The sequence below is a fragment of the Brevundimonas sp. NPDC055311 genome (assembly GCF_053645695.1).
This window is the reverse complement of record NZ_JBSHMV010000001.1, coordinates 208,438-230,539: the sequence shown is the minus strand read 5'-3', so window position 1 is coordinate 230,539 and position 22,102 is coordinate 208,438. Positions and strand designations below refer to the sequence as shown.

The following is a 22,102-nucleotide window of genomic DNA, read 5'->3' as shown; positions in this document are numbered from 1 at the left end:
CGATCACGGTGCGGATGGTCGGTCCGATGCAGTGGATCGGCTACCCGGCGCTGATCGCCGTCGCCGCCACCATCCTGTTCGCTATTCCGCTGCGCCTGTTCGGTCTGACCCTGCCCGAGCCGGTCTGGCCTATGGTTCTGGCTTTCGCCTGGCCGTTGATCCGTCCGTCCATGCTGGCGCCGGCGGTGTTGTTCGGCCTGGGCGTCTTCCTGGATTTCTTCTGGGGCGGTCAGGTCGGGATGTGGGCGCTCAGCCTGCTGCTGATCTACGGCGCGATGCTGCTGGCGTCCAAATATCTGGCCGGTCAGGCGACCATCGTCCTGTTCGCCCTCTATGTCGCGTCGACGGGCCTGGCGTTCGCGGTCGCCTATTTCGTGACGCGCGGCAGCCTTGGGAATGCTCCCAATCTACTGGCTGTTATGGGGCAGATGATCCCGACGCTGCTGCTCTTCCCCCTGGCTGACTGGCTGATCGAGCGTTTTGACGACGCGGACGTGCGATTCCGATGAGCAGCGAACCGCATATCTTCTTTTCCGATGTGAACGAGCGGCAGGGCTCCTTCCTGCGGCGCACCATGCTGCTGGGCGGGGCGACGGTCGTGGGCGGGCTGGCCCTGGTCGGACGCCTGGCGCACCTGCAGCTCTTCAAGTCGGAAGAGTTCGCCACCCTGGCGACCCGCAACCAGTTCAACTTTCGCCAGGTCCCGCCGCCGCGCGGTCTGATCAAGGACCGCAACGGCGTCGTCATCGCCGGCAACCGCCCCAGCTTCCGCGTTCTGGTCGTGCGCGACGAAACCAAGGATCTGGACCAGACGCTGGACCTTCTGGGTCAGCTTCTGCCCGACACGCTGGACCGTCGCCGCACCATCATTCGCGAGGTGAACGCCGCGCCGCGTTTCTCGCCTGTTCCGGTCAAGAGCGACCTGACGTGGGAAGAGTTCTCCAAGGTCAACCTGCACGCGGCGGAGCTGCCGGGCGTCATGGCCGACATGAACGAGGCCCGCTACTATCCGCACGGCGGCGCCTACGCCCATGTGGTCGGCTATGTGGCCAAGGTGTCGGACCGCGACGTGCAGGCCATCCGCGACAAGGGCGAGCAACCGCCCGCCATCCTGTTTAACCCGGGCTTCCGCATCGGCCGTCAGGGCATTGAAAGATCTCTAGATCTTGATCTGCGCGGCGTGGAGGGCGGCAAGCGGGTCGAGGTCAATGCGCGCGGTCGCGTCGTGGCCGAGGACATCGCCGGATCGCGCCCGGCGGTGCAGGGCTCTGAGGTCGTCCTGACGCTGGACAACGACGTCCAGCAACGCGCGCTGGAGGTCTTCGGCGAAGAGGCGGGCAGCATCGTCGTCATGGACGTCCGCAACGGCGACATCCTGGCCATGGTGTCGTCGCCGTCGTTCGACCCCAACCTGTTCGTCTCGGGCGTGCCGTCCAAGATCTATCGCGCCCTGGCCGATTATGAGCGTCGCCCTCTGTTGGACAAGGCTCTGAGCGGCACCTTCGCGCCGGGCTCGACCTTCAAGCCGATCGTCGGCCTGGCGGCGATGAAGCGGGGGCTGGACCCCAGCCGCCGCATCGTCTGCAACGGCAGCTTCTATCTGGGTCGACGGTTCGCCTGCCTAGGACGGCATGGGGCGCTGGATCTGCGCGGCGCCATCAAGGCGTCCTGCAACGTCTACTTCATGACCCTGGCGAGCGAGATGGGGCCGGACGCCATCGCCGAGACCGCGCGCGACATGGGCTTCGGCCAGACCTTCGATATCGGCATTCCCGGACAGAAAGCGGGGTTGGTCCCCGACCGGGAATGGCGCCGGAAGAATCCGGTGCGCGGCGACGGCAAATGGTATCCGGGCGAAAACCCCAGCTATGGCATCGGACAGGGAGCCCTGACCGTGAACGCCTTGCAGTTGGCGGTCTACACGGCGCGGATCGCCAACGGCGCCAAGGCGGTGTCGCCGCGTCTCATCAAGTCTGTCGGCGGAGTAGAGCAGGGCGGCAGCGCCTTCGCCGACCTGCCTTACGATCCCCAGATGCTGCAGGTCCTGCGCGACGGGATGGAGGCGGTGACCGCCGCCGGGGGGACGGGCTTCCGAAACAGCCAGTTGGGGCTGGGCACGGTCAAGATGGCGGGCAAGACCGGCACCGCTCAAGCGCGGAACTACGGCTCCGGGTCGCGCAAGGGGGCCGGGCGCCCCTGGGACCAGAAGGACCACAACCTGTTCGTCGCCTATGCGCCGACCGACAATCCGCGCTACGCGGTCTCGGTCATCGTCCAGCACGGCGGCCTGGGCGGCGGTACGGCCGGGGCGCCGCGCGCGCGCGAGGTGATGAAGGTCGCTCTGCTGAAGGACCCCGAAATCCGCGCCCGCATTGAATCGGCTGGCTTCGAGGCCCAGGAGGACGCCGGCGTCCGTGAGGCCGAGGCCCGGGGCGAGCCGATCGACAGCGCGGATGTCGGCGCCGCCGTCCCGCCGCCCCTGACGGAGCCCGGACAATGACCGCATCCGCCCTGACCCGTCCCGGCGAGCGCGACCGCCTGTCCAGCAAGTTCGCCGAGCTGGATTGGCGCATCATCGGCCTGTTGTGCATCCTGGCCGGGATCGGCACGGCCATGCTGTATTCCATCGCGGGCGGTCACTGGCAGCCGTGGGCGGTCAAGCATCTGATCCGCTTCGGCGTCCTGCTGGCGGCCATGATCGGCATGGCCATGATCCATCCGAAGTGGTGGTTCCATGCGGCCTATCCGTTGTACGGCGTGCTGCTGTTCATGGTCATGCTGGTTGAGTTCACGCCGTTGGGCTACACGGCCGGCGGGGCAAAGAACTGGCTGCACCTCGGCTTCATCCGCATTCAGCCCGCCGAGTTCGTGAAGATCGGCCTCGTGCTGGCCCTGGCGCGTTGGTATCACAGCCATTCGGCCCAGGACGCCCGCTGGTCGTGGAAGCTGCTGATCCCAGCAGGGCTTGTCGGCGTCCCCTTCATCCTTGTCGCCAAGCAGCCGGATCTGGGCTCGGCCATGATCATCGGTCTGACCGGAGCGGTGATGATGTTCATGGCGGGGTTGAGCTGGCGCGTCATCGCCGCGGGCGTGGCGGCCGCCGTGGCGGTCATCCCGCCCTTCGTCATGTTCGGGATGCACGACTATCAGCGCAATCGCGTGCTGACCTTCCTGAACCCGGAAGCCGACCCGTCGGGCACGGGCTACAATATCATTCAGTCCAAGATCGCCCTGGGCTCAGGCGGCCTGATGGGCAAGGGTTACGGCCTGGGCAGTCAGAGCCAGCTGGAATTCCTGCCCGAGCGCCACACCGACTTCATCTTCTCGACCGTGTCGGAGGAGTTCGGCTTTCTCGGCTCCTTCACCGTTCTGGCCTGCTATGTCGCGCTGATCCTGATCTCGCTGCGGATCGCGGCGCTGTCGCACAGCCACTTCGGCCGTCTGAGCGCGGCGGGAATGACGGCCTTCGTCGCCCTGTTCGTCCTGATCAACGGCGCCATGGTGATGGGGCTGGCGCCGGTCGTCGGCGTGCCCATGCCGATGCTGTCCTACGGCGGCTCGTCGATGATGACGGTGATGGTCGGCTTCGGCCTGGTCCTGTCGACGCGGGTGCATCGCTATGTCGAACTGCCGAAGGGGCAGGGGCTGTTCTAATCACCCGCGCGGGCGTTAGGCTGTCGCCATGACCGTTCAGACGCCCGCCGCCGAAGCCGCCGACATCCCCACGGCCGATCCGTCCATGTTCTCGGACTGCGGGGACACGCCCTGTCCTCAGCCCGTCATGGCCGACCCCAGGAATGAGGCGGCGGTGCAGGCCGAGGGCGTGCGGATGCGCGACAACCCGGCGGAATGGGCCTTCGTCCGCCTGTCCAAGCTGATCGAGGAGTTCGAAGCCAACCTCGACAAGGATGAGGAGATCGGCGCGCGCGTGGTCGGCCTGCCGGGCGACGGCACGATGCAGATCATGGACGTCGGCTTCTGGGGGCCGGACCTGATCATGTTCTTCGGCCGCAACGCCGACGGCAAGCCTGTCCGACTGATCCAGCACTACAGCCAGATCAATGTGGTGCTCAGCGCTGTAAAGAAGCCGGAGGAACGCGAGGCGCGCCGCATCGGCTTCCAACTCAGCGAGATGGTTCAGAAGACCAATCCGAAATAGCCGCCACGACTTAAAGCGTCGCAGCCCAGTCGGTGGCGCGGACCAGGCTGTCGATGATGCCGGGCTCGGAAGAGGCGTGGCCGGCGTCGCCGATGATCTCAAGCTTGGCTTCGGGCCAGGCGCGGTGCAGGGACCAGGCGCCCGAGATCGGCGTCACCACGTCAAAGCGGCCTTGGGCGATCCAGCAGGGGATGTCGCGGATGGTCTCGATGTTCTCGAGAATCCAGTGTTCGCTGTCGAAGAAGCCGCCGTTGGTGAAGTACCAGTTCTCGATCCGGGCGAAGGCGACGGCGAACTCGGGATCGGCGAACTTGTCCGGCTTGCCTGACGGGCCCTGGATGCTGACGGTCTCGCCTTCCCAGGTCGCCCAGGCCACGGCGCAGCGGTTGCGTTCCTCCACGTCGTCGCCGGTCAGGCGCTTGTAGTAGGCGGCCATCAGGTCGCCGCGCTCGGCTTCGGGGATCGGGGCCAGGAAGCGTTCCCAGGCGTCGGGGAAGATCATCGAGGCGCCGTCCTGATAGAACCAGTGCAACTCCTTCTTCGTCAGCAGGAAGATGCCGCGCAGGACCAGGGCCAGACAGCGATCGGGGTGCTTGATTGCGTAGGCCATCGACAGGGTCGAACCCCAGGAACCGCCGAAGACCACCCATTTGTCGATGCCCAGCAACTTGCGCAGGCGCTCTATATCGGCGACGAGGTCCCAGGTCGTGTTGTCTTCCAGCGAGGCGTTGGGTCGCGACAGGCCGCAGCCGCGCTGGTCGAACATGACGATGCGGTATCTGGCTGGGTCGAAGTAGCGGCGCATGCCCGGGTTGACCGCCCCGCCGGGGCCGCCGTGCAGGACGATGACCGGCACGCCGTGGGGATTGCCGCTTTCCTCGTAATAGATCTCATGGACGCTGTCGGTGGACATCCAGCCCGAGGCGTAGGCTTCGATTTCCGGATAGAGGTCGCGGCGCTCGGTGTTGATCACGTGGGATGCCTCTTTGAAAGGATGGTCTCAGGTCTTGGCGAGATTGGACTGGAAGGCGGCGAAGAAGATCAGGAGCCAGCCGGCGATCATCATGGCGCCGCCGACGGGGGCCACGGCGCCCATGACGGGCAGGCTCAACAGGCCGATCATGGCCAGGGCCACACAGAAAACCAGTCCGCCGGCGCTCGCCAGCCAGCCCGCCAGACGCAGGCGGCGGCTTGATCCGAACAAGGCCAGGGCGACGGCGAGGGCGGCGTGCACCATCTGATAATGGCCGCCCGTGGTCAGCAGGGTCTTGACGGCGGGAGCGGCGCCGTGGGCCGCGAAGGCGCCCAGGGCTACGGCCATGGCGCCGTTGAAACCGGCGAAGGCGAGCAGTTTGCGGTCAGGGCTCATGCCTAATGTCTAGACCACAAAATCGGCGAAGTCTGCTATCGCGCGCCGATGAAAGCCGCATCGCGCATGGCGCTGCAATATGTCCTGCTGTTCGGCGCCAGCGGCGTGACCCTGCCGTTCGCCGGCCTGTGGTTCCGCGATCAGGGGCTGAGCGGCGCCCAGATAGGGGCCCTGCTGGCGATTCCCATGCTGGCGCGAGCCCTGACCGGTCCGCTGCTGGCGGTCTGGGCTGATGGTTTCGCCCTGCGCCGGACCCCGATCGCCTTGCTGGGCCTGGTCATGGCCGTCGGCTATGGCGGGGCGGGACTGGTCGAGGGCTTCATTCCATGGGCCCTGTTCTGGCTGATCGGGGCGACGGCGGCGGCGGCCCTGATCCCGCTCAGCGATGTGATGACCCTGCGCGTTGCGGGGCGCGAGGGGTTCGCCTTCTCCCTGCCGCGCGGCTGCGGTTCGGCGGCCTTCGTCGTCGCCAATCTGACCATGGGCGCCCTGCTGACGCAGGTCTCATCCGACGCCGTCATTCTCTGGGCGGTGACCGCCGCGGTGCTGATCGCGGTCACCGCCTGGCGCGTGCTTCCGGCAGAGCCGGTGGCCGAGGGCGGTCCAGCTTCGCGGTTGGAGCGCTTTCAGGGGCTGGGACGGTTGTTGCGCCGTCCGGTGTTCATGGCGGCCATCTTCTCCGTCGGCGCGGTGCAGGCGACGCACGCCTTCTATTACGGCTTCTCGGCCATCGCCTGGCGCGCGCAGGGGCTGGCCGAGAGCGTGACGGGCCTGTTGTGGGGCTTCTCGGTCGTGGTCGAGATCGGTTTCATGTGGTGGATCGAGCCGTGGCGTCGCCGCATCGGGATCGGTCCGTGGACCATGTTGTTCATCGGCGCGGGCGCGGCGATCCTGCGCTGGGGCCTGATGGCGTTCGCCCCGCCGCTGTGGATGCTCGTCCCGTTGCAGATGCTGCACGCCCTGACCTTCGCCGCGACCTATCTGGCCGGGGTGCAGATCGTCGAACGCCTGTGTCCGCCGGACAGCCATACCGCCGCCCAGACGCTGAGTTCGGCGTTGTCGGCCGGGGTGCTGATCGGTCTGGCCACCTTGGCCAGCGGGCCGCTGTACGACATCGTTGGGCTGAAGGCCTATCTGGCCATGGCCGGATTGGCGCTGATCGGCGCCCTGGTCGGGCTGTGGGTTCGCGCGCAGGAAGCCGCGTCAGGCCACGACTGAGCGGGGCAGGGGCGCCAGGCGCCGCGCCATGGCTGAGGCCGCTGTCTTCACTGCGGTGCGGACGATGGTTTCGCTGGTCCCGTCGGGAATCCGCAGCAGGCCGATGGACGGCGATTCCAGATTGTCCGGAAGATTCGCCAGGACGCGATAGAGGATGTAGCTTCCCGCATCATCCTCGGCGTCGGAGGCGGCGATGGCCGGAACGCCCGCCGCCGTAAGGTCGCGAAGCATGTCGGCGACCGGCGCCGTCACACGGGCAATGCTGGGGCTGGTGCTGTCCAGGCGACCCGGTTCGCCCGGACGGCGGTTTTCCGCGCGCATCTGAATCCGCACCGGCCCGGCGTGGACCGTGCGGCCGACCAGGAGCAGGGCCGAGCATTCGCCCCCAGACAGCAGGTTCGTCAGAGTGTCCGCCAAGGTCTCGGCCGAGGCGTCGCCGGGGGTGGCCAAGGTGCGGGCGCCAGGCGGGTTCCAAGGCTCGCCGGACAGATCCTCGACAGGATCCCAGGCCCGATACGACGGCGACCAGGCGCAGATGGAAATGGCGGGGCGCCGATCAGGACGACCGTTGGAATCCAGACCCGTCAAAGGAAATAGACCCCCTCTAGCGCCACGATGGCGCGCCGCAGCCGGAACGGTGCTTTGAAATGCGGCGTCAGGTCAAGCCTGACCGGCGCCGCGATGGCGAGATGAAAAGGCGAAACGGTCAGCTCAGATCGCCTACGGCGGCGTCCAGAAGCATGAAGGCGCGGCCCTCGTCGGTGGCCAGCCGCATCTGGACGTCGTCGGCGCTGCCGCGCTCCGCCTGAATCTTCAGCCCCTGGACGAAGGCGCGGACGTAGGCCTCGGCGTCGGCGCGCAGGGCGTCGTCGCCCAGAATACGGCGCGAGACGCTGCGGACGGCGGCCGGCGCGACGCGGCGGACGATCTGACGGGCGCGCGCCGGATCGTGGCTGGAGAAGGCCTGGGCGGCTTCCTCCACGCGGGGGCGCGGCAGCAGGGCGTTGGGATCGACCCCCATGCGACGGATGGCCGAGGTCACGCGCGCCGCCAAGGCGTCGATCTCTTCGGGCGTGCCGATGGCGGCGTTCAGCCCCAGCGGCGGGCTGGGCTCGGGCGAGGCGGCGGGCGCCTGTTCCGGCTGGACCAGATCGCGCCAGCTGAGGGCGTCGCCGATGCGCGCGGGGTCGGCTGGAGCCGTTTCGGGCGGCACGGCAGGGGCCGCAGGAATCGGTTCGATTTCCGATTCGGCCGGATGCTCGGGGCGCAGGCGGCCGCGCAGGCTGGAGGCGGGGGGCGGGCCGGCCTCGCGCGCTGCGGGCGTCGTCGGGCGGCGACGGGCGCCGCCTTCGCCGGACACGGCGCCCATCAGACGCACGGCCTCGGTCAGCATCTCATAATTGCGACGCACGCGGTCCTGGAAGCCGGCGTCCAGGGCCTCGGTGTCCTGGGCCGCCTTGCGCGAGGCGGCGGTCAGGGCGCTCAGGCCTTCCTCGACGCTGAGGCGCACGGATTCGACACGGGCGCGCGCTTCGTCGGGCAGTCGGGCGGCGCGCTGATCCATCTCGGCGACCGCCTGTTCGACGGACGTCAGGGCGTCGGTGACCTGAGCCAGGGTCGCCTGGAGGCTGTCGACCAGCTTCTGTCCGGTCAGATCGACCATGTCGGCGGTCTGGGCGACGATGCGGCGGGCGCCGTCGATGCGGGCCTCGGCCGCCTCGTCGGCCTTCTGGGCGGCGTCGAACAGGGATTCGCCCAGGCGGTCGGCGCGGATCTGAGCCTGTTCGATCGCGGCCTGCGCCGCGGCGCGCTGCTCTTCGGCCGTGGCCTGAAGCGCCTCCAGCGAACGCCGCGTCTCCTCGACCAGCAGGTCGCGGGATTCGGCGGCCAGACTCTCGAAGCGGTCCAGCGACAGTTTGGTGGCGTGGTCGAAGCCGTCGGCCTCGCGCTGCGACATCTCCACCAGGGCCTTGAACTGGTCGATCACGGCCTCGACCTGCGCCTTGATGGCGGCGGCGGCGTCGTCGCCCCGCTGGTTCAGATCGTCGGCGGCGGTGCGGGTCTGGGACAGGTGGTCCAGAAGCTGGGCGCGCTGGCTCTCGATCTGGGCGGAGAAGTCCTCCTGGTCCGTACGCAGGGCGTAGGCGGCTGTGACCAAGGCGGCGCGCTGCTGGCCCAGGCCTTCTTCGACCGACTGAATCTGTTCTGCGACTCCGGAGCCGGCCGTTTCCAGACGAAGGGTCTGGCGCGCCAGATCGTCGGAGGCGGAACGGGCGGCTTCCTGGGCCTCGTTGGCCGCAGCGGCCAGATCGGCGGCGCGGGCGGCCAGGGCGGCCTCGGCCTCGCGCAACTGGGTCTGGGCCAGGTCGGAAGCGTCGGCCACCATGCGCGACTGGCGCTCGACCGTCTCGACCACGGCCGACGCTTGGCCTTCCAGCTTGCCGCCCAGAACCCCCATCTGCTCGCGTTCATGCGACAGCTGTTCGGCCAATCGACGGGCCGTGCCGCCCGCCAGCTCCGCCGCCTCGTTCAGGAGGTTGGATTCCTTGACCAGGGCCTCGCGCAGGGAGGCCAGGTCGTCGCGAGCCCGCTCGGCCGACTGTGCGGCGCGGTCGATATCCTCACGCAGGTTGTTCAGCACCTGACCCGCCTGATTGGCGGCCAGGGCGGTCGGCCCCACCAAGGCGTCGGCCATCTCCCGCGCGCGTTTGGTCTCCTGCGCCAGCCCCGCGCCCTGGCGAACGGCGTGGGCCAGCAGGATGGACAAGCCGACCGGCGCCAGCAGGATCAGGGCGTAGACCGCCAGGCGCAGGGGATCGAGCTCCATCATCCCCGAGCCCAGCTCATAGGCGAACCACGACGCCAGACCGCCGACCCACAGGGCTGAAGCCAGGCCGGCGATCAGATAGGCGTTGGCCGCGCCGTTCGAGGCCTTGCCCTTGCCTCGCTTGGCGGACGTTCGGGCGGGAGGGGCTGCGGGCGCTATCGTGGCGGGCGGCGCGTCGGCGGATTCGGCCAGGGGCGACAGGGCGCGCGCAGCCTTCTCGGCCTCGGCGGCGCGTTGCTCGGCCAGGGCCTGTTGCTCGGCCAGACGCCGGCGCTGGCGTTCCGACATGGGGCGCGGAGGCGCCTCGGGCAGGGGCTCAAGGGTCGGATCGGGCTTTGCCGGCGCCGCCTCGGCGGCTTCAGCCGTGTCCGACGCGGGCAGGGGCTCGGTCTCCGAGACAGGTTCGGATTCGGTCAGGTTGAGCGGCGGCCGATGGCGGGATTTCATGGGCGTCGGTCTCGATCACTGATCGCCAGGAAGGCGGCGAAGGGGCGCAGGGCACGGACCCTAACGGCTGGATCGTAAGGCGAAAAGGCTCGAGCGCGGATTAGATCGCCCTTAGCCGACAGGGATCAACGTGATCTGTGGATCAGCAGGACGGCGGAGCGGTCACGTGGACCACGGCCGCAGGCTTGGCGTCGCCGCAATCCTGCACCCGTTGGATTTCACGATCCGACTTGCGCGGAGCATTCATGTCGACGCCGAATTGCGACAACGCCGCTGCGGCGAGCAGGGCGATCAAACCGGCCAGCATCTCAATCAGAGCTTGCATAATTGGACTATGCCAGAAACATCTTCGGGCGACAATGCGGCGAACAGATGAAGCGTCGCCATTGATCCGACTGATGCGAAAATGGAACGATCCGGCCGCGCCGGCGTCTGATGAGATCAGGACGCCCATTGGGTCGTCACGCGAATCAGCCATTGCAGGGGGTATGGGAGCAGACCAGTTCTATGAGGGCAGCCTGCTGGAGACGGCCACCGGAGTGTGGCGGTCCGCGACGGCGCATCGGTTCGCCCCCCTGATGGAGAACAAGGCCTACTTCGACGCCCTGGCGTCGGCGTTGCACAAGGCCGAACGCTCCATTCTTATTCTGGGCTGGCAGTTCGACCCGCGCACGCGCCTGGATCCCGAAGGGCCGCTGACCGATCGTCGAGCCGAGATCGGCCATCAGCTGAAGGCCCTGGTCCGCCACAAGCCGGAGCTGGACGTTCGGCTGCTGATCTGGCGTTCGCCGTTGCTGATCGCAGCCTCGCAGGGCTTCTATCCGCACAAGGCGCAGCGCTGGTTCCGGCGTCGCATCGTCGAGTTCCGACTGGACGGCCCCGGCATCCTGGGCGCTTGCCACCATCAGAAGGTGGTGGTGATCGACAATCAGATCGCCTTTTGCGGCGGCGGCGATATCTCAACCGACCGCTGGGACACCGACGAGCATTTCTCGGGCGATCCGCGCCGGTGCGAGCCGACCGGCGTCATTCCCGCGCCGCGGCATGAGGTCATGTGCGTGATGGACGGGCCGGCCGCCCAGGCTCTTGGCGATCTGGCGCGCGAGCGGTGGAGAAGAGGGACGGGCGAGGTCCTCTCCCCAGTTACGGCCAGATGCGGGGATTCCTGGCCAGACGGCGTGTCGCCCTCCATGACGCAGGTGCAGATCGGCATATCGCGCACCGAGCCCAAGGTGCGCGGTCGTCCCGAGGTGCGTGAGAACGAGGCCCTGCATCTGGAGGCGATCCGGCGGGCGCGTTCGCTGATCTATATGGAGAACCAGTATTTCACCTCGCCCCTGCTGGCGGCGGCGCTGGCTGAACGGCTGGCCGAGCCGGATGGGCCGGAGGTGGTGTTGGTGTCGACCGGGCGCAGCCCCAGCTGGTTCGACGGCCTGACCATGGATACGGCGCGGGCCGAGGTCCTGTATCGGCTGGAACAGGCGGACCGCCACGACCGCTTCACCGCCTTCTATCCGGTGACGGACGAGGGCGAGCGGATCATCGTCCACGCCAAGATGACGATCATCGACGACAAACTGTTGCGGATCGGGTCCAGCAATCTGAACAACCGCTCCATGGGGCTGGATACGGAATGCGACGTCTCGGTCGAGGCGGAGACGGATGAACAGCGCGACGTGATCCGGCGTTTTCGTCGCCGATCCCTGGGTCACTTCATCGGGGTGTCGGGCGAGGCCTTCGCCGAGGCCGAGACGTTGATGGGGTCGGTCGGTCAGGCGATCCAGACCTTTGGACAGGGCCGGATGAAGCCGCTGGGCGCCGCCGAGCCTACGCGGGTGGAGCGGATGTTCGCCGAGTGGCAGTTCGGCGATCCGGTTTCCTCCACCGACGCCTGGCGGCCGTGGAAGCGCCTCAACCGTTCGCACCGCACCCGGCCCAGGTCCGAGGGCGGTCAGGCGCCGGGCTGATTTTTGGGCTGATCGATTTCGAAATCGATGATGAGCGGCAGGTGATCAGACGCTGCTCGCGCCAGGGGCGATGACGCCGCGCTGGCGCTGATCACGCGAATCTCGCGGCTGACGAAGCAGTGGTCGATGCGGATCGCCGGGAAGCTGGACGGGAAGGTCTTGATCGAGGGCTTCAGGCCCAGACGTCGCTGAGCGTCGTCCAGCCGCCGGGTCAGAGCCTGATAGGGGCGGGTGATCGAGGTGGCGTTGAAGTCGCCGGTCAGGATGGTCGGTCCCTGACACATGGGATCGCCCAGCCATTCATCGCCGATCAATGCGGCGGCCTGAAGCCGCTGCTCGCGCGGGACCAGCCCCAGGTGGGTGTTCATGATGTTGACGATCACCCCGTCGAAATCGACGGCTGACCACAGGGCGCCGCGCGGCTCCAACCCCTTGATGCCGGGCAGGGTCGGCAGCGAGGCCGCGCGCACCAGTCGTTCGGGACGGTGGGTCAGTATGGCGTCGCCGTAAAGCTCGGCCTCGACCTTCATGGCGGGGTGGAATTGCACGCTCATCGCCAGCCGTTGGGCGATGGCGTCGGCCTGGTCGACCCAGCCGGTGCGCGCGCGGCCGACGTCCAGCTCCTGCAGGCAGACCACGTCGGGTTCATGCTCGGCGATGACGTCGGCGATCCGCTGCACATCCAGTCTGCGATCGACGCCGACGCAGCGATGAACGTTGTAGGTCAGAAGTCTCGGCATGAATTCCTTGCCCGCGATCGCAGCGACTGTCGCGCCTCAATGCGGCGGTCGCGAGGCCCTGATAACCGGACTAGATGACAACCAGCTTGTCGGGGATCTCATTTTCATCAGCGGGCTTGGGCGGAAAGCGTTCCGCCAGCACCTGACCGCACAGGGCGACGGCCTTCTCGAAGCCTTCGACCGGTCGGTCGCGACGCAGGGCCCCGGTGAGAGCGGCGACCGCGTCGGCCCAGACCTCTGGACTGACGCAGGAATGGATGCCCTCGTCGGCCACCACCTCGACCTGATGATCGGCCAGGGCGGCGAAGATGAGGACGCCGGTGCGCGCTTCGGTGACGTGCAGACCGTGGGCCAGGAACTGCTGCATGGCGGCGCGGCGGACCCGCGTGCGACGCAAGGCGGCCGGCGTCAGCAGCCGTCGCACGATCGGGATCAGAGACAGCAGGAACACGGCCAGGAAAACCCCGGCCTGCACCAGCCCATAAGCCGCCAGCGCGCGCCCGATCTCGGCCGAGGCGGCGGGCGCGTGGGCGATCTCCCAGCCGCCGCCGAAGGTCAGCCAGTCGCCGTTGAAGCCGAACGGGATCAGCCCCAGCGGCAGCAGCAAGGCCGCAGCCGCCGCCCAGCCCAGGCTGACGTCGCGATAGGAGGACACCTGGCGCGCTACGACGCAGAAGATCTCGCCGGAGGTGTTCGCCTCGGCCTGAGCGATGGCCTGGGCCACGCGGGCATGGTCGTCGTTCGTGAATTGCATCACCATCCCCCCGAGGCGCCGCCGCCGCCGAAGCCGCCGCCGCCTCCGCCGAAACCGCCGCCGCCGAAACCGCCGCCACCGCCCCAGCCTCCGCCGCCGCCCCAGCCGCCGCGATCATCGTCGTCGCGGTGGCGCAGGGCTTCGCTGGCGGCCCAGATCAGGATGGGCGACAGGCCGTCGCCGCGACCGCGTCGTTTCCGACCGCCTGCGGCGGCGCCGATCATGCCGAAGAAGATGAAGGCGAAGACCGCCAGGATGACGATGGCGGGCAGGACCGGCTTGGTCGTCCGGGACGCCGCGCTTTTGGCCTCTTCCGCCCGCGCCTGGGCCTCCGCCGGATCGGCGGTCAGTTGGGTGATGATGGCGTCCGTCCCGGCGATGATCCCGGCCGCGTAGTCGCCCTGGCGGAAGGGCGGCAGGATGTCGTTGCGGATGATCAGGGACGAATAGGCGTCGGTCAGCACGCCCTCCAACCCATAGCCGACCTCGATCCGCACCTTTCGCTCGTTCGGCGCGACGATCAGCAGGGCGCCGCCGTCGTTTTCCTTCTGACCGATGCCCCAGTGACGTCCCAGCTGATAGCCGAAGTCCTCGATCTCCTGATCCTGAAGCGAGGGCAGAGTGACGACGACCAACTGATCGCCGGTCTGCTGCTCCAGCGCCGCCAGCTTGCCGGTCAGGGCCTGCTCCTGTTCGGGCGTCAGCAGTTGGGCGTCATCGACCACGCGGCCGGTCAGCGCCGGAAAACTGATTTCGGCGGCCACGCCGACGCCGGGCAGGGCGGCCAGCCACAGGATGAGGCCCAGCATCAGCGCGGGGAGGAGGGCCCGCGCCGCGCCTTCCCTCAGGGCGAGGGCGGAAGGGTTCATTTCAGGCTTACTGCGCCGCCGGGGCGGGCGCAGCCGCAGGCGGCGTCGAACCAGGCGCGGCGCCGGGCGCCGTCGCAGGCGCGCCGCCGCCGGGCTGGACGCCCAGGTCGAAGTTCACGGTCGGCGCCGACTGGGCCTCAGCCGTGGCGGTGAACAACTGCATGGGCTTGGAGCCGCCGTGCAGCGTCTTGGCCCAGATCACGCTCGGGAAGGTGCGCAGGGTGGTGTTGTAGTCGCGCACGGCTTCATTGTAGTCGCGGCGCGCCACGGCGATGCGGTTCTCGGTCCCTTCCAACTGCGACTGCAGGGTCAGGAAGTTCTGGTTGGCCTGGAGCTGAGGATAGGCCTCGACCGTCACCAGCAGCCGCGACAGGGCGCTGGAAAGCTCGCCTTGCGCCTGCTGGTATTGCTGGAAGGCGGCGGCGTCATCGAGGGTCGAGGCGTCGATGTTGACGCTGGTGGCCTTAGCGCGCGCCTCGATCACCTGGGTCAGGGTGGTGCGCTCCTGAATGGCCGCGCCCTGCACGGTGGCGACCAGGTTCGGCACCAGGTCGGCGCGGCGCTGATACTGGCTCTGAACGTCGGCCCAGGCGGCCTCGGCGCGTTCCTGCTTGGTCGGAATGGTGTTGTAGCCGCAGGCGCCCACGGCGGGGGCCAGGACGACGACAGCGGCGACGGCCGCGATGCGAGGCGAGAATCCAGCCATGAAGAAGCTCCTGCGGGCGGTCGTCGGGACCGCTGATCGCTAAAGACTATCGGGGCCGAAAGGCTCCGCTTCAAGGCTGGATTTTTGCAACTTGATCCGCTCATCCCGGCGGACGCCGGGATCCAGTTCTTTGGCCGTCAATCGCACCGTCAAGTCGTTGGGCGTCGCCAGGCGTGCGAGGCTCTTACTGGACCCCGGCGTCCGCCGGGGTGAGCGGAAGAGGGAGCGGTCTTCAGCCGTTCAGGTCTTCCGGCTCCACGCCCGCCGTGCGGCAGGCGGCGGTGTAGGTGTTGGCCAGCAGGCAGGCGATGGTCATGGGGCCGACGCCGCCGGGAACGGGGGTGATGCGGCCGGCGACCTCAACCGCCTGGTTGAAGTCGACGTCGCCGACCACGCGGGTCTTGCCTTCGGCGGCCTTGACCGGATCGCGCGCAGGGACGCGGTTGATGCCCACGTCGATGACGGTGGCGCCGGGCTTGATCCAGTCGCCCTTGATCATTTCCGGGCGGCCGACGGCGGCGACCAGAATATCGGCGGTGCGGCACAGGGCCGGCAGGTCGCGGGTGCGCGAGTGGGCGATGGTGACTGTGCAGCTTTCGCCCAGCAGCAGTTGCGCCATCGGCTTGCCGACGATGTTGGAGCGGCCGACGATGACGGCGTTCAGGCCTGACAGGTCGCCGAGTTGATCCTTCAGCAGCATCAGGCTGCCCAGGGGAGTGCAGGGGATCATGCCCGGCAGGCCGACGGCCAGGCGTCCGGCGTTGACGACATGGAAGCCGTCCACGTCCTTGTCCGGCGAAATGGCGTCCAGAACAGCAGCCGAATCGATGTGCTTGGGCAGGGGCAACTGCACCAGCACGCCGTGGATGCCCGCGTCGGCGTTCAACTGGGCGATCAGGGCCAGCAATTCGTCCTGGGTCGTTTCGGCGGGCAGGCGGTGGGTGTCGGACCGCATGCCGGCCTTCAGCGTCGTCTCGCCCTTGTTGCGGACATAGAGCTGGCTGGCGGGGTCCTCGCCGACGATGACGACAGCCAGGCCGGGCTTGACGCCATGAGCGGATTCCAGCCGGGCGGCGGCGGCCGCGACGCGCTCCACCAGGGTCTGTGAGAAGGCCTTGCCGTCGATCATCGAGGCGCGGGCGGGTTCGACAGCCATATTTGGCTCCATCTGCCGGGAACTGGAAAGCGTGGCCGCGATTTACAGGCGCTGCGGTTCGGCGTCTATGATGACGCCAGCAAAGAGGTTTTTATGCGTTATTCCCTGTTCGCGGCGGCCAGCGCCGTCGCCATCCTGTCCACCGGCGCAGCCTGGGCCCAGACGGCGTCTGACGCCCGGCTGGGCGACGACATCCGGGGGCGGCTGGAAGAGGGAGACGCCCGCACCCGTGGAAGCGACGGCTATCGCTACGACGACTATCGCGTGAACCTGCGCGCCGGACAGCGGCTCGAGGCCGAGATGACGGCGGACGATTTCGACGCCTATCTGGAAATTTACGCCGAGGGCTCCTTGCAGGACTCCCTGGCCAGCGACGACGACAGCGCAGGGGCGCTGAACGCGCGTCTGCGGTTCACCGCACCGGAGGCGGGGGCGTATATCGTCCGTGCGCGAACCTTCTCGGGCATCGAGACCGGCGACTATCAGTTGTCGCTGAAGGAGCGAGCCGCGCCGCGTCTGCCGCGTCCAGGACGGATCGCTGTCGGCCGTGACGCGACGGGCAGCCTGGGATCGAACAGCGCCGAGGATGACGACGGCGCCCGTTATGACGCCTACGCCTTCCGCGCGTCGGCGGGCGAACGGGTCAAGATCGACCTGGAATCCGACGATTTCGACGCCTTCCTGCGCGTCGGACGCATCGTCAACGGCGCCTTTGTCCAGATGGCCGAGAACGACGACGGCGGCTCCAGCCTCAACGCCCGTCTGGTGTTCACCGCGCCGCAGGCCGGGGAATATCTGATCCGCGCCACGTCCTATAACAGCTCGGCCCAGGGCGATTATCGGCTGGCGCTGGAGCAGGGACCGCCTGCGCCGACCGCCACGTCGGTGACGGTTGGCGAGGAGACGCGCGGACGCCTGACGCCAGACAGCGCAACCAGCGATTCCGGGGCGCCGGCGGACCTCTATCGCTTCAGCGGGCGCGCCGGCCAGCGGGTGGCCATCACCATGAAGGCCGATGGTTTCGATACCTACCTCGAGCTGTTCGACGCCAACCACAACAGTCTGGCGACCGATGACGACAGTGCGGGCGACCTGAACTCCCGCCTGACGCATACCCTGACCGAGGATGGCGATTATCTGATCGAGGCGCGCGCCTTCTCCAGCGGCGAGGGTCCCTATACGCTGAACATAGAAGAAATCGCGCCGCCGCCGCCGCCGTCGGCCATTGCTTTCGGCCAGACGGTCGAGGGCGAACTGACCAGCAGCGACGCCACCGACGACGACGGCCGCCTGTATGACGCCTTCATCTTCAGCGGGACCGAGGGGCAGCGCGTCCAGGCCGTCATGCGGTCCGGCGATTTCGACGCCTATCTGCAGCTCGGGCAGGGCGAAGAGGACTTCAGCGAGATCGCCAGCGATGACGACGGTCTGGGCCAGGGAACGGACGCGCGCCTGATCTTCACCCTGCCAGAGACCGGCGACTATGTTCTGCGGGCGCGTTCGTGGTCGCGCGACGCCAAGGGGCTCTATGCGCTGGAGCTTCAAGATCTGGGCGGCGAGCCTTCGCCGGGCAGCCTGCTGATCGGCTCCACCGTGCGAGGCCGGCTGACCGAGCGGGCCAGCATCACTGACGACGGAATCTACTACGACGCCTATCATTTCAAGGCCAAGGCGGATGAGAAGCTGCGCTTCACCCTGATCGCCAGCAGCTTCGACGCGGTGATCGAGGTCGGCGAAGAGAAGGACGGCGACTACTTCAAGCTGGAGGAGGACGACGACAGCCTGTCCGACACCCACGCCCGCCTGAACTGGACCGCGCCGCGCGACGGGACCTATGTCCTGCGGGCCCGCAGCTTCGGCGCCAACTCGACCGGCGACTATGTCCTGATCACGGAGCGGCAGCCCTGAGCGAAACCGGCGACGACGCTGCTTCGGCCCTGATCCTGGGCCGGAAGGACCAACACCTTGACGTGGTGCTGGCCGGCGGCGGTCGTCATGCGCTGTCGGCCGGGTTCGACGATTGGCGCTTCGTGCACGAGGCCTTGCCGGACCTGGATCATGCTCGAATCGACCTGGGCGTCGACTTCCTGGGGCGGCGGCTGAAGGCGCCTTTCCTGATCAGCGCCATGACTGGCGGCCCTGCGCGGGCCGAGGCGATCAACGCCCGTCTGGCCGAGGCGGCCCAGCATCTGGGCATCGCCCTGGCGGTCGGGTCGCAGAGGGCGGCGCTGGAAGGCGGGGCCGCAGGCGGCCTGGACTTCTCACTGAGGCTGAAGGCGCCGGACACGCCGATCCTGGCCAATATCGGCGCGGCCCAGCTGACGCGCGGATTCGGCCGTGATGAGGCGCGTCGCGCGATGGACATGATCGGCGCTGACGCCCTGGTCGTTCACCTGAATCCGCTGCAGGAGGCCTGCCAGCCGGAAGGGGACCGCGACTGGTGGGGCGTGGGCGCGGCGCTTCAGGCCCTGATCCGCGGTCTGGACGCGCCTGTCATCGTCAAGGAGACGGGCGCCGGGATTTCCGCCGTCACGGCCCAGCGTCTGATCGCCATGGGCGCGGCGGGCGTCGATGTGGCCGGAGCCGGCGGCGCCAACTGGGGCCTGATCGAAGGCGAGCGCGCGACCGATGCGGCCGACAAGGCGCACGCCCTAGCCTTCGCCGATTGGGGCATACCAACCGCGCGCGCTCTGGCTGAGACGCGCAACGCCCTGCCGGACGCCTTGCTGATCGGATCTGGAGGCGTGCGCGACGGGGTCGACGCGGCCAAGGCGATCCGGTTGGGCGCGGACGTGGTCGGCATGGCCTCGGGCGTCATTCAGGCCGCCACCGTCTCGACCGAGGCCGTCATCGAGCGCTTCCAGTTGACCATCCGGCAACTGCGCACCGTGTGTTTCTGCGTAAACGCTTCAAATTTAGCGGCGTTGAAACGAGTTCCATTGCTTCCTGTCAAATAAGTCGGGCATTTCCGCCCGCACGTTTTTGCGTCGCACCCAAGGAGATTCCCATGCGCGCCCTGCTGATGTCGTCGATCCTGACGTCGTCCCTGCTTCTGGCCGGCGCCGCCGCCGCCCAGAGCACCATCCGCCCCGGCCAGACCGTGACCGGCAATTTCAGCAGCAAGGACGCGCGCATGGACGACGGGTCCCATTACCGTTGCTACGTCGTCCAGACGCAGGCAGGTCAGGCCTACACGGTGACGATGCAGTCCGAGGACTTCGATACCTATCTGATGGCGGGCGCCGGTGCAGATTGCGATGAAACGTCGGTGACGAACGACGACGGTCCGGACATGGGCACCGACTCGCAGTTGCGCTTTGTTTCCAATGGCGGAAACTGGATCATCCGCGCCAATACGCTCAGCGAAGGCGAGACCGGTTCCTTCCGTCTCAGCGTCTCTGAAGGCCAGCGCCTGCGCCCGACCACTCAGGTCGTGCCGATTTCGGTCGGCGAAAGCCGCCAGGGCCGCCTCGAGTTCAGCGACCGCCAGGCGGATGACGGCTCCTTCTACGACTGCTACGCGCTGGGTGTCAGTCGAGGTGGGAATGTCTCGGTTCGCATGGATTCGGCGCAGTTCGACGCCTACCTCTCGCTGCACGAAGGGCCGCAGTGTGACGGCGACAGCCTGGCCTCCGACGACGATAGCGGCGGCGGCACCAGCGCCATGGTCACCCAGAACCTGCGTCCCGGCTCCTATTCCTTCCGCGCCAACAGCCTCAGCTCGGCGCAGGAAGGCGACTACACCGTCTCCGTCACGACGATGCGCTGACAACGAAAAGGCCCCGGTTTCGCCGGGGCCTTTTTCAATAGAAGACGCTGTCCGATGCGCGCCGCGTTTCTAACGGTTCCCTGAGCGCGGACTGGCGCGCCTCGCGTTCGGCGGCGTAGTCGGGCTGGGGGGCGTCAAAGCCGAAGCCGTAGTCATACCCCTTCAGCTGTGGCGCAGGCTGCGGCGGCGAGAGGCGGATAAGGGGCGGCGGCGTTTCCTGTTCGGGCGGCGGCGGCGGGTCGGGCGTCAACTCCAGCCAGGCGCTTTCGACATAAGGTTCGTCATCCCCCGGGACGTCGGCGAGCCGGTCGGGATCATGTTCGTATCCATCCCGCAATTCTCCAACAGCCATGATGGAGCCGACCGGAAGGTCGGGTTCAACGGGCGGAACGACTTCGATAGCGACAGCCGGGCCTGATCCTCGTCCGCCATGCGCTACGGAAGTCGAGTTCCACGCAGCCCAGCCAGCCGCCCCCAGTCCCATAAGAACCAGGGCGGCGGAGGCCAGAATGACGGCATTCCTGTTCATGCTCGGGGGCGGTCCGCGTTCACGTTGCCTATGAAAGCGCTCAACCGCCGTCCGGTTCAAGCCGAGGGCAGGAGATCGCCGGCGAAGGCGCGATAACGGCCCGCGCGGACGCCTTCCGTCGCACGAGCGATGTCCGGCGCGAAATAGCGGTCTTCGGTGTAGGGGCCGCAAGCCTCGCGCACGATGGCGTAGGTCTGCTCCAGTTCCGGCGATGAGGTCAGCGGACGACGGAACTCGATGCCCTGCGCGGCGGCAAGCAGTTCGATACCGACCACGGTCGCCGTATTGGCGGCCATGTCCAGCAGGCGGCGGGCGCCGTGGGTGGCCATTGAGACATGGTCTTCCTGGTTGGCGCTGGTCGGCACGGTGTCGATAACGCAGGGGTGGGCCACCATGCGGTTCTCGGCCACCAGGGCCGCCGCCGTCACCTGGGCGATCATGAAGCCCGAGTTCACGCCGCTGTCCTTGACCAGGAAGGCGGGCAGGTCGGTCATCTTGGGATCGACCAGGATGGAGGTGCGGCGCTCGCTGATATTGCCAATCTCGCACAGGACCATGGCGATCTGATCGGCTGCATAAGCAACAGGTTCGGCGTGGAAGTTGCCGCCCGAGATGACATCGCCGTCTTCGATGAAGACCAGCGGATTGTCGGTCACGGCGTTGGCTTCACGCTCCAGCATGGCGGCGGCGTTGCGCAGCACGTCCAGCGTGGCCCCCATGACCTGCGGCTGGCAGCGCAGGGAGTAGGGGTCCTGCACCTTGGCGCAGTCGTGACGATGGCTGTCGCGGATGGCGCTGCCGTTCAGCAGTTCACGCAGACGACGGGCCACGTCGATCTGACCGGGCTGGCCGCGCAGGGCGTGGATGCGGTGATCGAACGGCGCGTCAGAGCCCAACAGGGCGTCGACCGACAGGCCGCCGGCGGCGATGGCGGCGGCGAAGACGTCCTCGGTCGCGAACAGGCCGGTCAGGGCCAGGGCCGTCGAACACTGGGTGCCGTTCAGCAAGGCCAGACCTTCCTTGGGGCCCAGAACGACCGGCTTCAACCCTGCCTTGGCCAGAGCAGAAACAGCGTCCAGCACCTGACCCTGATAGCGGGCTTCGCTGACGCCGATCAGGACGCACGACATATGGGCCAGCGGCGCCAGATCGCCCGAGGCGCCGACCGAACCCTTGGAGGGGATCAGCGGCAGGATCCCGGCGTTGACCATGCCGATCAGCGTCTCCAGCGTGTGGCGACGTACGCCCGAGGCGCCCTTCGACAGGCTGGCGATCTTCAGCACCATCAGCAGGCGGGTGGTGTCTTCGCTCAGCGGCTCGCCGACGCCGCAGGCGTGGCTGAGCACCAGGTTCTTCTGAAGGGTTTCAAGGTCTTCCGCCGCGATGCTGGTGTTAGCCAGCAGGCCGAAGCCGGTGTTGATGCCATAGACCGTGCGGCCTTCGTCCAGGATGGCGGCGACGGTGGCCGCGCCCTTTTCGACATTGGCCCAGGCGGCGTCGGTCAGGCTGACCGTGACCGGACCGTTCAGGACGGCGCGAAGCTGGGCGAGGGTGAGCGGCGCGGCGCCGATTTCAATGGAGGTGGTCATAAG

At 67.8% G+C, this 22,102-nt stretch carries 21 protein-coding genes; 9 read left to right on the top strand and 12 right to left on the bottom strand.

Annotation, left to right across the window (positions count from 1 at the left end; genetic code table 11):
* Nucleotides 1-14: 14 nt before the first annotated feature.
* From ACWIDZ_RS01080 to ACWIDZ_RS01065, 4 genes are read left to right on the top strand one after another with little or no spacing between them, the layout of a single operon-like run.
* A complete protein-coding gene (locus ACWIDZ_RS01080; protein ID WP_409450071.1) occupies nucleotides 15-509 on the top strand; it encodes a hypothetical protein in 495 nt (164 codons plus the stop codon).
* Entirely contained in the window at nucleotides 506-2,500 is a 1,995-nt protein-coding gene (gene mrdA / locus ACWIDZ_RS01075) for a penicillin-binding protein 2 (protein ID WP_312220117.1), read from the top strand. Before ACWIDZ_RS01080 ends, mrdA begins: the two co-directional genes overlap by 4 nt.
* The gene (gene rodA / locus ACWIDZ_RS01070) at nucleotides 2,497-3,654 is read left to right on the top strand and encodes a rod shape-determining protein RodA (protein ID WP_291774782.1); all 1,158 of its coding nucleotides are present in this window, start codon (nucleotides 2,497-2,499) and stop codon (nucleotides 3,652-3,654) included. Before mrdA ends, rodA begins: the two co-directional genes overlap by 4 nt.
* 28 nt (nucleotides 3,655-3,682) lie before the next feature.
* A complete protein-coding gene (locus ACWIDZ_RS01065; RefSeq protein ID WP_453988561.1) occupies nucleotides 3,683-4,159 on the top strand; it encodes a DUF6173 family protein in 477 nt (158 codons plus the stop codon).
* A gap of 10 nt (nucleotides 4,160-4,169) precedes the next feature.
* Here the strand turns inward: ACWIDZ_RS01065 and pip are convergent, their stop codons facing one another.
* The gene (gene pip / locus ACWIDZ_RS01060; RefSeq protein ID WP_453988562.1) at nucleotides 4,170-5,132 is read right to left on the bottom strand and encodes a prolyl aminopeptidase; all 963 of its coding nucleotides are present in this window, start codon (nucleotides 5,130-5,132) and stop codon (nucleotides 4,170-4,172) included.
* A gap of 27 nt (nucleotides 5,133-5,159) precedes the next feature.
* Complete coding sequence (locus tag ACWIDZ_RS01055) at nucleotides 5,160-5,528, bottom strand: DUF423 domain-containing protein (protein ID WP_453988563.1); 369 nt, start codon at nucleotides 5,526-5,528, stop codon at nucleotides 5,160-5,162.
* A 48-nt stretch (nucleotides 5,529-5,576) separates the two neighbouring features.
* Between ACWIDZ_RS01055 and ACWIDZ_RS01050 the strand changes: the two genes are divergently transcribed.
* Nucleotides 5,577-6,746, top strand: coding sequence for an MFS transporter (locus tag ACWIDZ_RS01050; protein WP_453988564.1), 1,170 nt, complete (start codon nucleotides 5,577-5,579; stop codon nucleotides 6,744-6,746).
* Here ACWIDZ_RS01050 and ACWIDZ_RS01045 read toward each other — a convergent pair.
* From ACWIDZ_RS01045 to ACWIDZ_RS01035, 3 genes are all read right to left on the bottom strand, one after another.
* The gene (locus ACWIDZ_RS01045) at nucleotides 6,732-7,334 is read right to left on the bottom strand and encodes a hypothetical protein (RefSeq protein WP_453988565.1); all 603 of its coding nucleotides are present in this window, start codon (nucleotides 7,332-7,334) and stop codon (nucleotides 6,732-6,734) included. The two genes, ACWIDZ_RS01050 and ACWIDZ_RS01045, sit on opposite strands and share 15 nt — an antisense overlap.
* 118 nt (nucleotides 7,335-7,452) lie before the next feature.
* A complete protein-coding gene (locus ACWIDZ_RS01040; RefSeq protein ID WP_453988566.1) occupies nucleotides 7,453-10,020 on the bottom strand; it encodes a tipN in 2,568 nt (855 codons plus the stop codon).
* Between the two features lie 142 nt (nucleotides 10,021-10,162).
* Nucleotides 10,163-10,474 carry a hypothetical protein gene (locus ACWIDZ_RS01035; RefSeq protein WP_453988568.1) on the bottom strand — a complete coding sequence of 104 codons (312 nt, stop codon included), beginning with the start codon at nucleotides 10,472-10,474 and terminating at the stop codon, nucleotides 10,163-10,165.
* A gap of 34 nt (nucleotides 10,475-10,508) precedes the next feature.
* Here ACWIDZ_RS01035 and ACWIDZ_RS01030 point away from each other — a divergent pair, with 34 nt between their 5' ends.
* Complete coding sequence (locus ACWIDZ_RS01030) at nucleotides 10,509-11,987, top strand: phospholipase D-like domain-containing protein (RefSeq protein WP_453988570.1); 1,479 nt, start codon at nucleotides 10,509-10,511, stop codon at nucleotides 11,985-11,987.
* On the opposite strand, the gene ACWIDZ_RS01025 is transcribed toward ACWIDZ_RS01030, so the two are convergent.
* The 5 genes from ACWIDZ_RS01025 to ACWIDZ_RS01005 all read right to left on the bottom strand — a co-directional run bounded on the left by ACWIDZ_RS01025 (nucleotide 11,972) and on the right by ACWIDZ_RS01005 (nucleotide 16,212).
* A complete protein-coding gene (locus tag ACWIDZ_RS01025; RefSeq protein ID WP_291774810.1) occupies nucleotides 11,972-12,727 on the bottom strand; it encodes an endonuclease/exonuclease/phosphatase family protein in 756 nt (251 codons plus the stop codon). The genes ACWIDZ_RS01030 and ACWIDZ_RS01025 overlap by 16 nt on opposite strands.
* Nucleotides 12,728-12,797: 70 nt before the next feature.
* Nucleotides 12,798-13,487, bottom strand: a complete 690-nt coding sequence (locus tag ACWIDZ_RS01020) for a TPM domain-containing protein (RefSeq protein ID WP_453988571.1) — start codon at nucleotides 13,485-13,487, stop codon at nucleotides 12,798-12,800.
* Entirely contained in the window at nucleotides 13,481-14,350 is an 870-nt protein-coding gene (locus tag ACWIDZ_RS01015) for a TPM domain-containing protein (protein WP_453988572.1), read from the bottom strand. The genes ACWIDZ_RS01020 and ACWIDZ_RS01015 overlap by 7 nt, the downstream gene beginning before the upstream one ends.
* Nucleotides 14,351-14,357: 7 nt before the next feature.
* Nucleotides 14,358-15,056, bottom strand: coding sequence for a LemA family protein (locus ACWIDZ_RS01010; RefSeq protein ID WP_453988573.1), 699 nt, complete (start codon nucleotides 15,054-15,056; stop codon nucleotides 14,358-14,360).
* A 232-nt stretch (nucleotides 15,057-15,288) separates the two neighbouring features.
* Nucleotides 15,289-16,212, bottom strand: coding sequence for a bifunctional methylenetetrahydrofolate dehydrogenase/methenyltetrahydrofolate cyclohydrolase (locus ACWIDZ_RS01005; protein WP_453988574.1), 924 nt, complete (start codon nucleotides 16,210-16,212; stop codon nucleotides 15,289-15,291).
* Between the two features lie 93 nt (nucleotides 16,213-16,305).
* Here ACWIDZ_RS01005 and ACWIDZ_RS01000 point away from each other — a divergent pair, with 93 nt between their 5' ends.
* The 3 genes from ACWIDZ_RS01000 to ACWIDZ_RS00990 are packed head-to-tail and all read left to right on the top strand — an operon-like array spanning nucleotide 16,306 to nucleotide 19,981.
* Nucleotides 16,306-18,120, top strand: a complete 1,815-nt coding sequence (locus ACWIDZ_RS01000) for a PPC domain-containing protein (protein WP_453988575.1) — start codon at nucleotides 16,306-16,308, stop codon at nucleotides 18,118-18,120.
* Complete coding sequence (fni, locus tag ACWIDZ_RS00995; RefSeq protein ID WP_346521873.1) at nucleotides 18,117-19,169, top strand: type 2 isopentenyl-diphosphate Delta-isomerase; 1,053 nt, start codon at nucleotides 18,117-18,119, stop codon at nucleotides 19,167-19,169. Before ACWIDZ_RS01000 ends, fni begins: the two co-directional genes overlap by 4 nt.
* Before the next feature lie 50 nt (nucleotides 19,170-19,219).
* Nucleotides 19,220-19,981: a peptidase gene (locus ACWIDZ_RS00990; RefSeq protein WP_453988576.1), complete on the top strand. Its 762-nt coding sequence runs from the start codon at nucleotides 19,220-19,222 to the stop codon at nucleotides 19,979-19,981.
* Nucleotides 19,982-20,015: 34 nt separating this feature from the next.
* On the opposite strand, the gene ACWIDZ_RS00985 is transcribed toward ACWIDZ_RS00990, so the two are convergent.
* Both ACWIDZ_RS00985 and hutH read right to left on the bottom strand, forming a co-directional pair.
* The gene (locus ACWIDZ_RS00985; RefSeq protein ID WP_453988577.1) at nucleotides 20,016-20,510 is read right to left on the bottom strand and encodes a hypothetical protein; all 495 of its coding nucleotides are present in this window, start codon (nucleotides 20,508-20,510) and stop codon (nucleotides 20,016-20,018) included.
* Nucleotides 20,511-20,566: 56 nt separating this feature from the next.
* Nucleotides 20,567-22,099 (bottom strand): histidine ammonia-lyase, encoded by a 1,533-nt coding sequence (hutH, locus tag ACWIDZ_RS00980; protein WP_453988578.1) that lies wholly within the window; start codon nucleotides 22,097-22,099, stop codon nucleotides 20,567-20,569.
* Nucleotides 22,100-22,102: the final 3 nt, after the last annotated feature.

What these genes read in the sequence shown, in the direction of transcription:
- ACWIDZ_RS01005 (WP_453988574.1), bottom strand. Translation starts at nt 16,212, where the DNA reads ATGGCTGTCGAACCCGCCCGCGCCTCGATGATCGACGGCAAGGCCTTC.
- ACWIDZ_RS01000 (WP_453988575.1), top strand. Translation starts at nt 16,306, where the DNA reads ATGCGTTATTCCCTGTTCGCGGCGGCCAGCGCCGTCGCCATCCTGTCC.
- ACWIDZ_RS00985 (WP_453988577.1), bottom strand. Translation starts at nt 20,510, where the DNA reads ATGAACAGGAATGCCGTCATTCTGGCCTCCGCCGCCCTGGTTCTTATG.
- mrdA (WP_312220117.1), top strand. Translation starts at nt 506, where the DNA reads ATGAGCAGCGAACCGCATATCTTCTTTTCCGATGTGAACGAGCGGCAG.
- ACWIDZ_RS01025 (WP_291774810.1), bottom strand. Translation starts at nt 12,727, where the DNA reads ATGCCGAGACTTCTGACCTACAACGTTCATCGCTGCGTCGGCGTCGAT.
- ACWIDZ_RS00990 (WP_453988576.1), top strand. Translation starts at nt 19,220, where the DNA reads ATGCGCGCCCTGCTGATGTCGTCGATCCTGACGTCGTCCCTGCTTCTG.
- ACWIDZ_RS01020 (WP_453988571.1), bottom strand. Translation starts at nt 13,487, where the DNA reads ATGGTGATGCAATTCACGAACGACGACCATGCCCGCGTGGCCCAGGCC.
- hutH (WP_453988578.1), bottom strand. Translation starts at nt 22,099, where the DNA reads ATGACCACCTCCATTGAAATCGGCGCCGCGCCGCTCACCCTCGCCCAG.
- ACWIDZ_RS01040 (WP_453988566.1), bottom strand. Translation starts at nt 10,020, where the DNA reads ATGAAATCCCGCCATCGGCCGCCGCTCAACCTGACCGAATCCGAACCT.
- ACWIDZ_RS01080 (WP_409450071.1), top strand. Translation starts at nt 15, where the DNA reads ATGGTCGGTCCGATGCAGTGGATCGGCTACCCGGCGCTGATCGCCGTC.
- ACWIDZ_RS01055 (WP_453988563.1), bottom strand. Translation starts at nt 5,528, where the DNA reads ATGAGCCCTGACCGCAAACTGCTCGCCTTCGCCGGTTTCAACGGCGCC.
- ACWIDZ_RS01030 (WP_453988570.1), top strand. Translation starts at nt 10,509, where the DNA reads ATGGGAGCAGACCAGTTCTATGAGGGCAGCCTGCTGGAGACGGCCACC.
- rodA (WP_291774782.1), top strand. Translation starts at nt 2,497, where the DNA reads ATGACCGCATCCGCCCTGACCCGTCCCGGCGAGCGCGACCGCCTGTCC.
- ACWIDZ_RS01010 (WP_453988573.1), bottom strand. Translation starts at nt 15,056, where the DNA reads ATGGCTGGATTCTCGCCTCGCATCGCGGCCGTCGCCGCTGTCGTCGTC.
- ACWIDZ_RS01015 (WP_453988572.1), bottom strand. Translation starts at nt 14,350, where the DNA reads ATGAACCCTTCCGCCCTCGCCCTGAGGGAAGGCGCGGCGCGGGCCCTC.
- ACWIDZ_RS01050 (WP_453988564.1), top strand. Translation starts at nt 5,577, where the DNA reads ATGAAAGCCGCATCGCGCATGGCGCTGCAATATGTCCTGCTGTTCGGC.
- ACWIDZ_RS01035 (WP_453988568.1), bottom strand. Translation starts at nt 10,474, where the DNA reads ATGGGCGTCCTGATCTCATCAGACGCCGGCGCGGCCGGATCGTTCCAT.
- ACWIDZ_RS01065 (WP_453988561.1), top strand. Translation starts at nt 3,683, where the DNA reads ATGACCGTTCAGACGCCCGCCGCCGAAGCCGCCGACATCCCCACGGCC.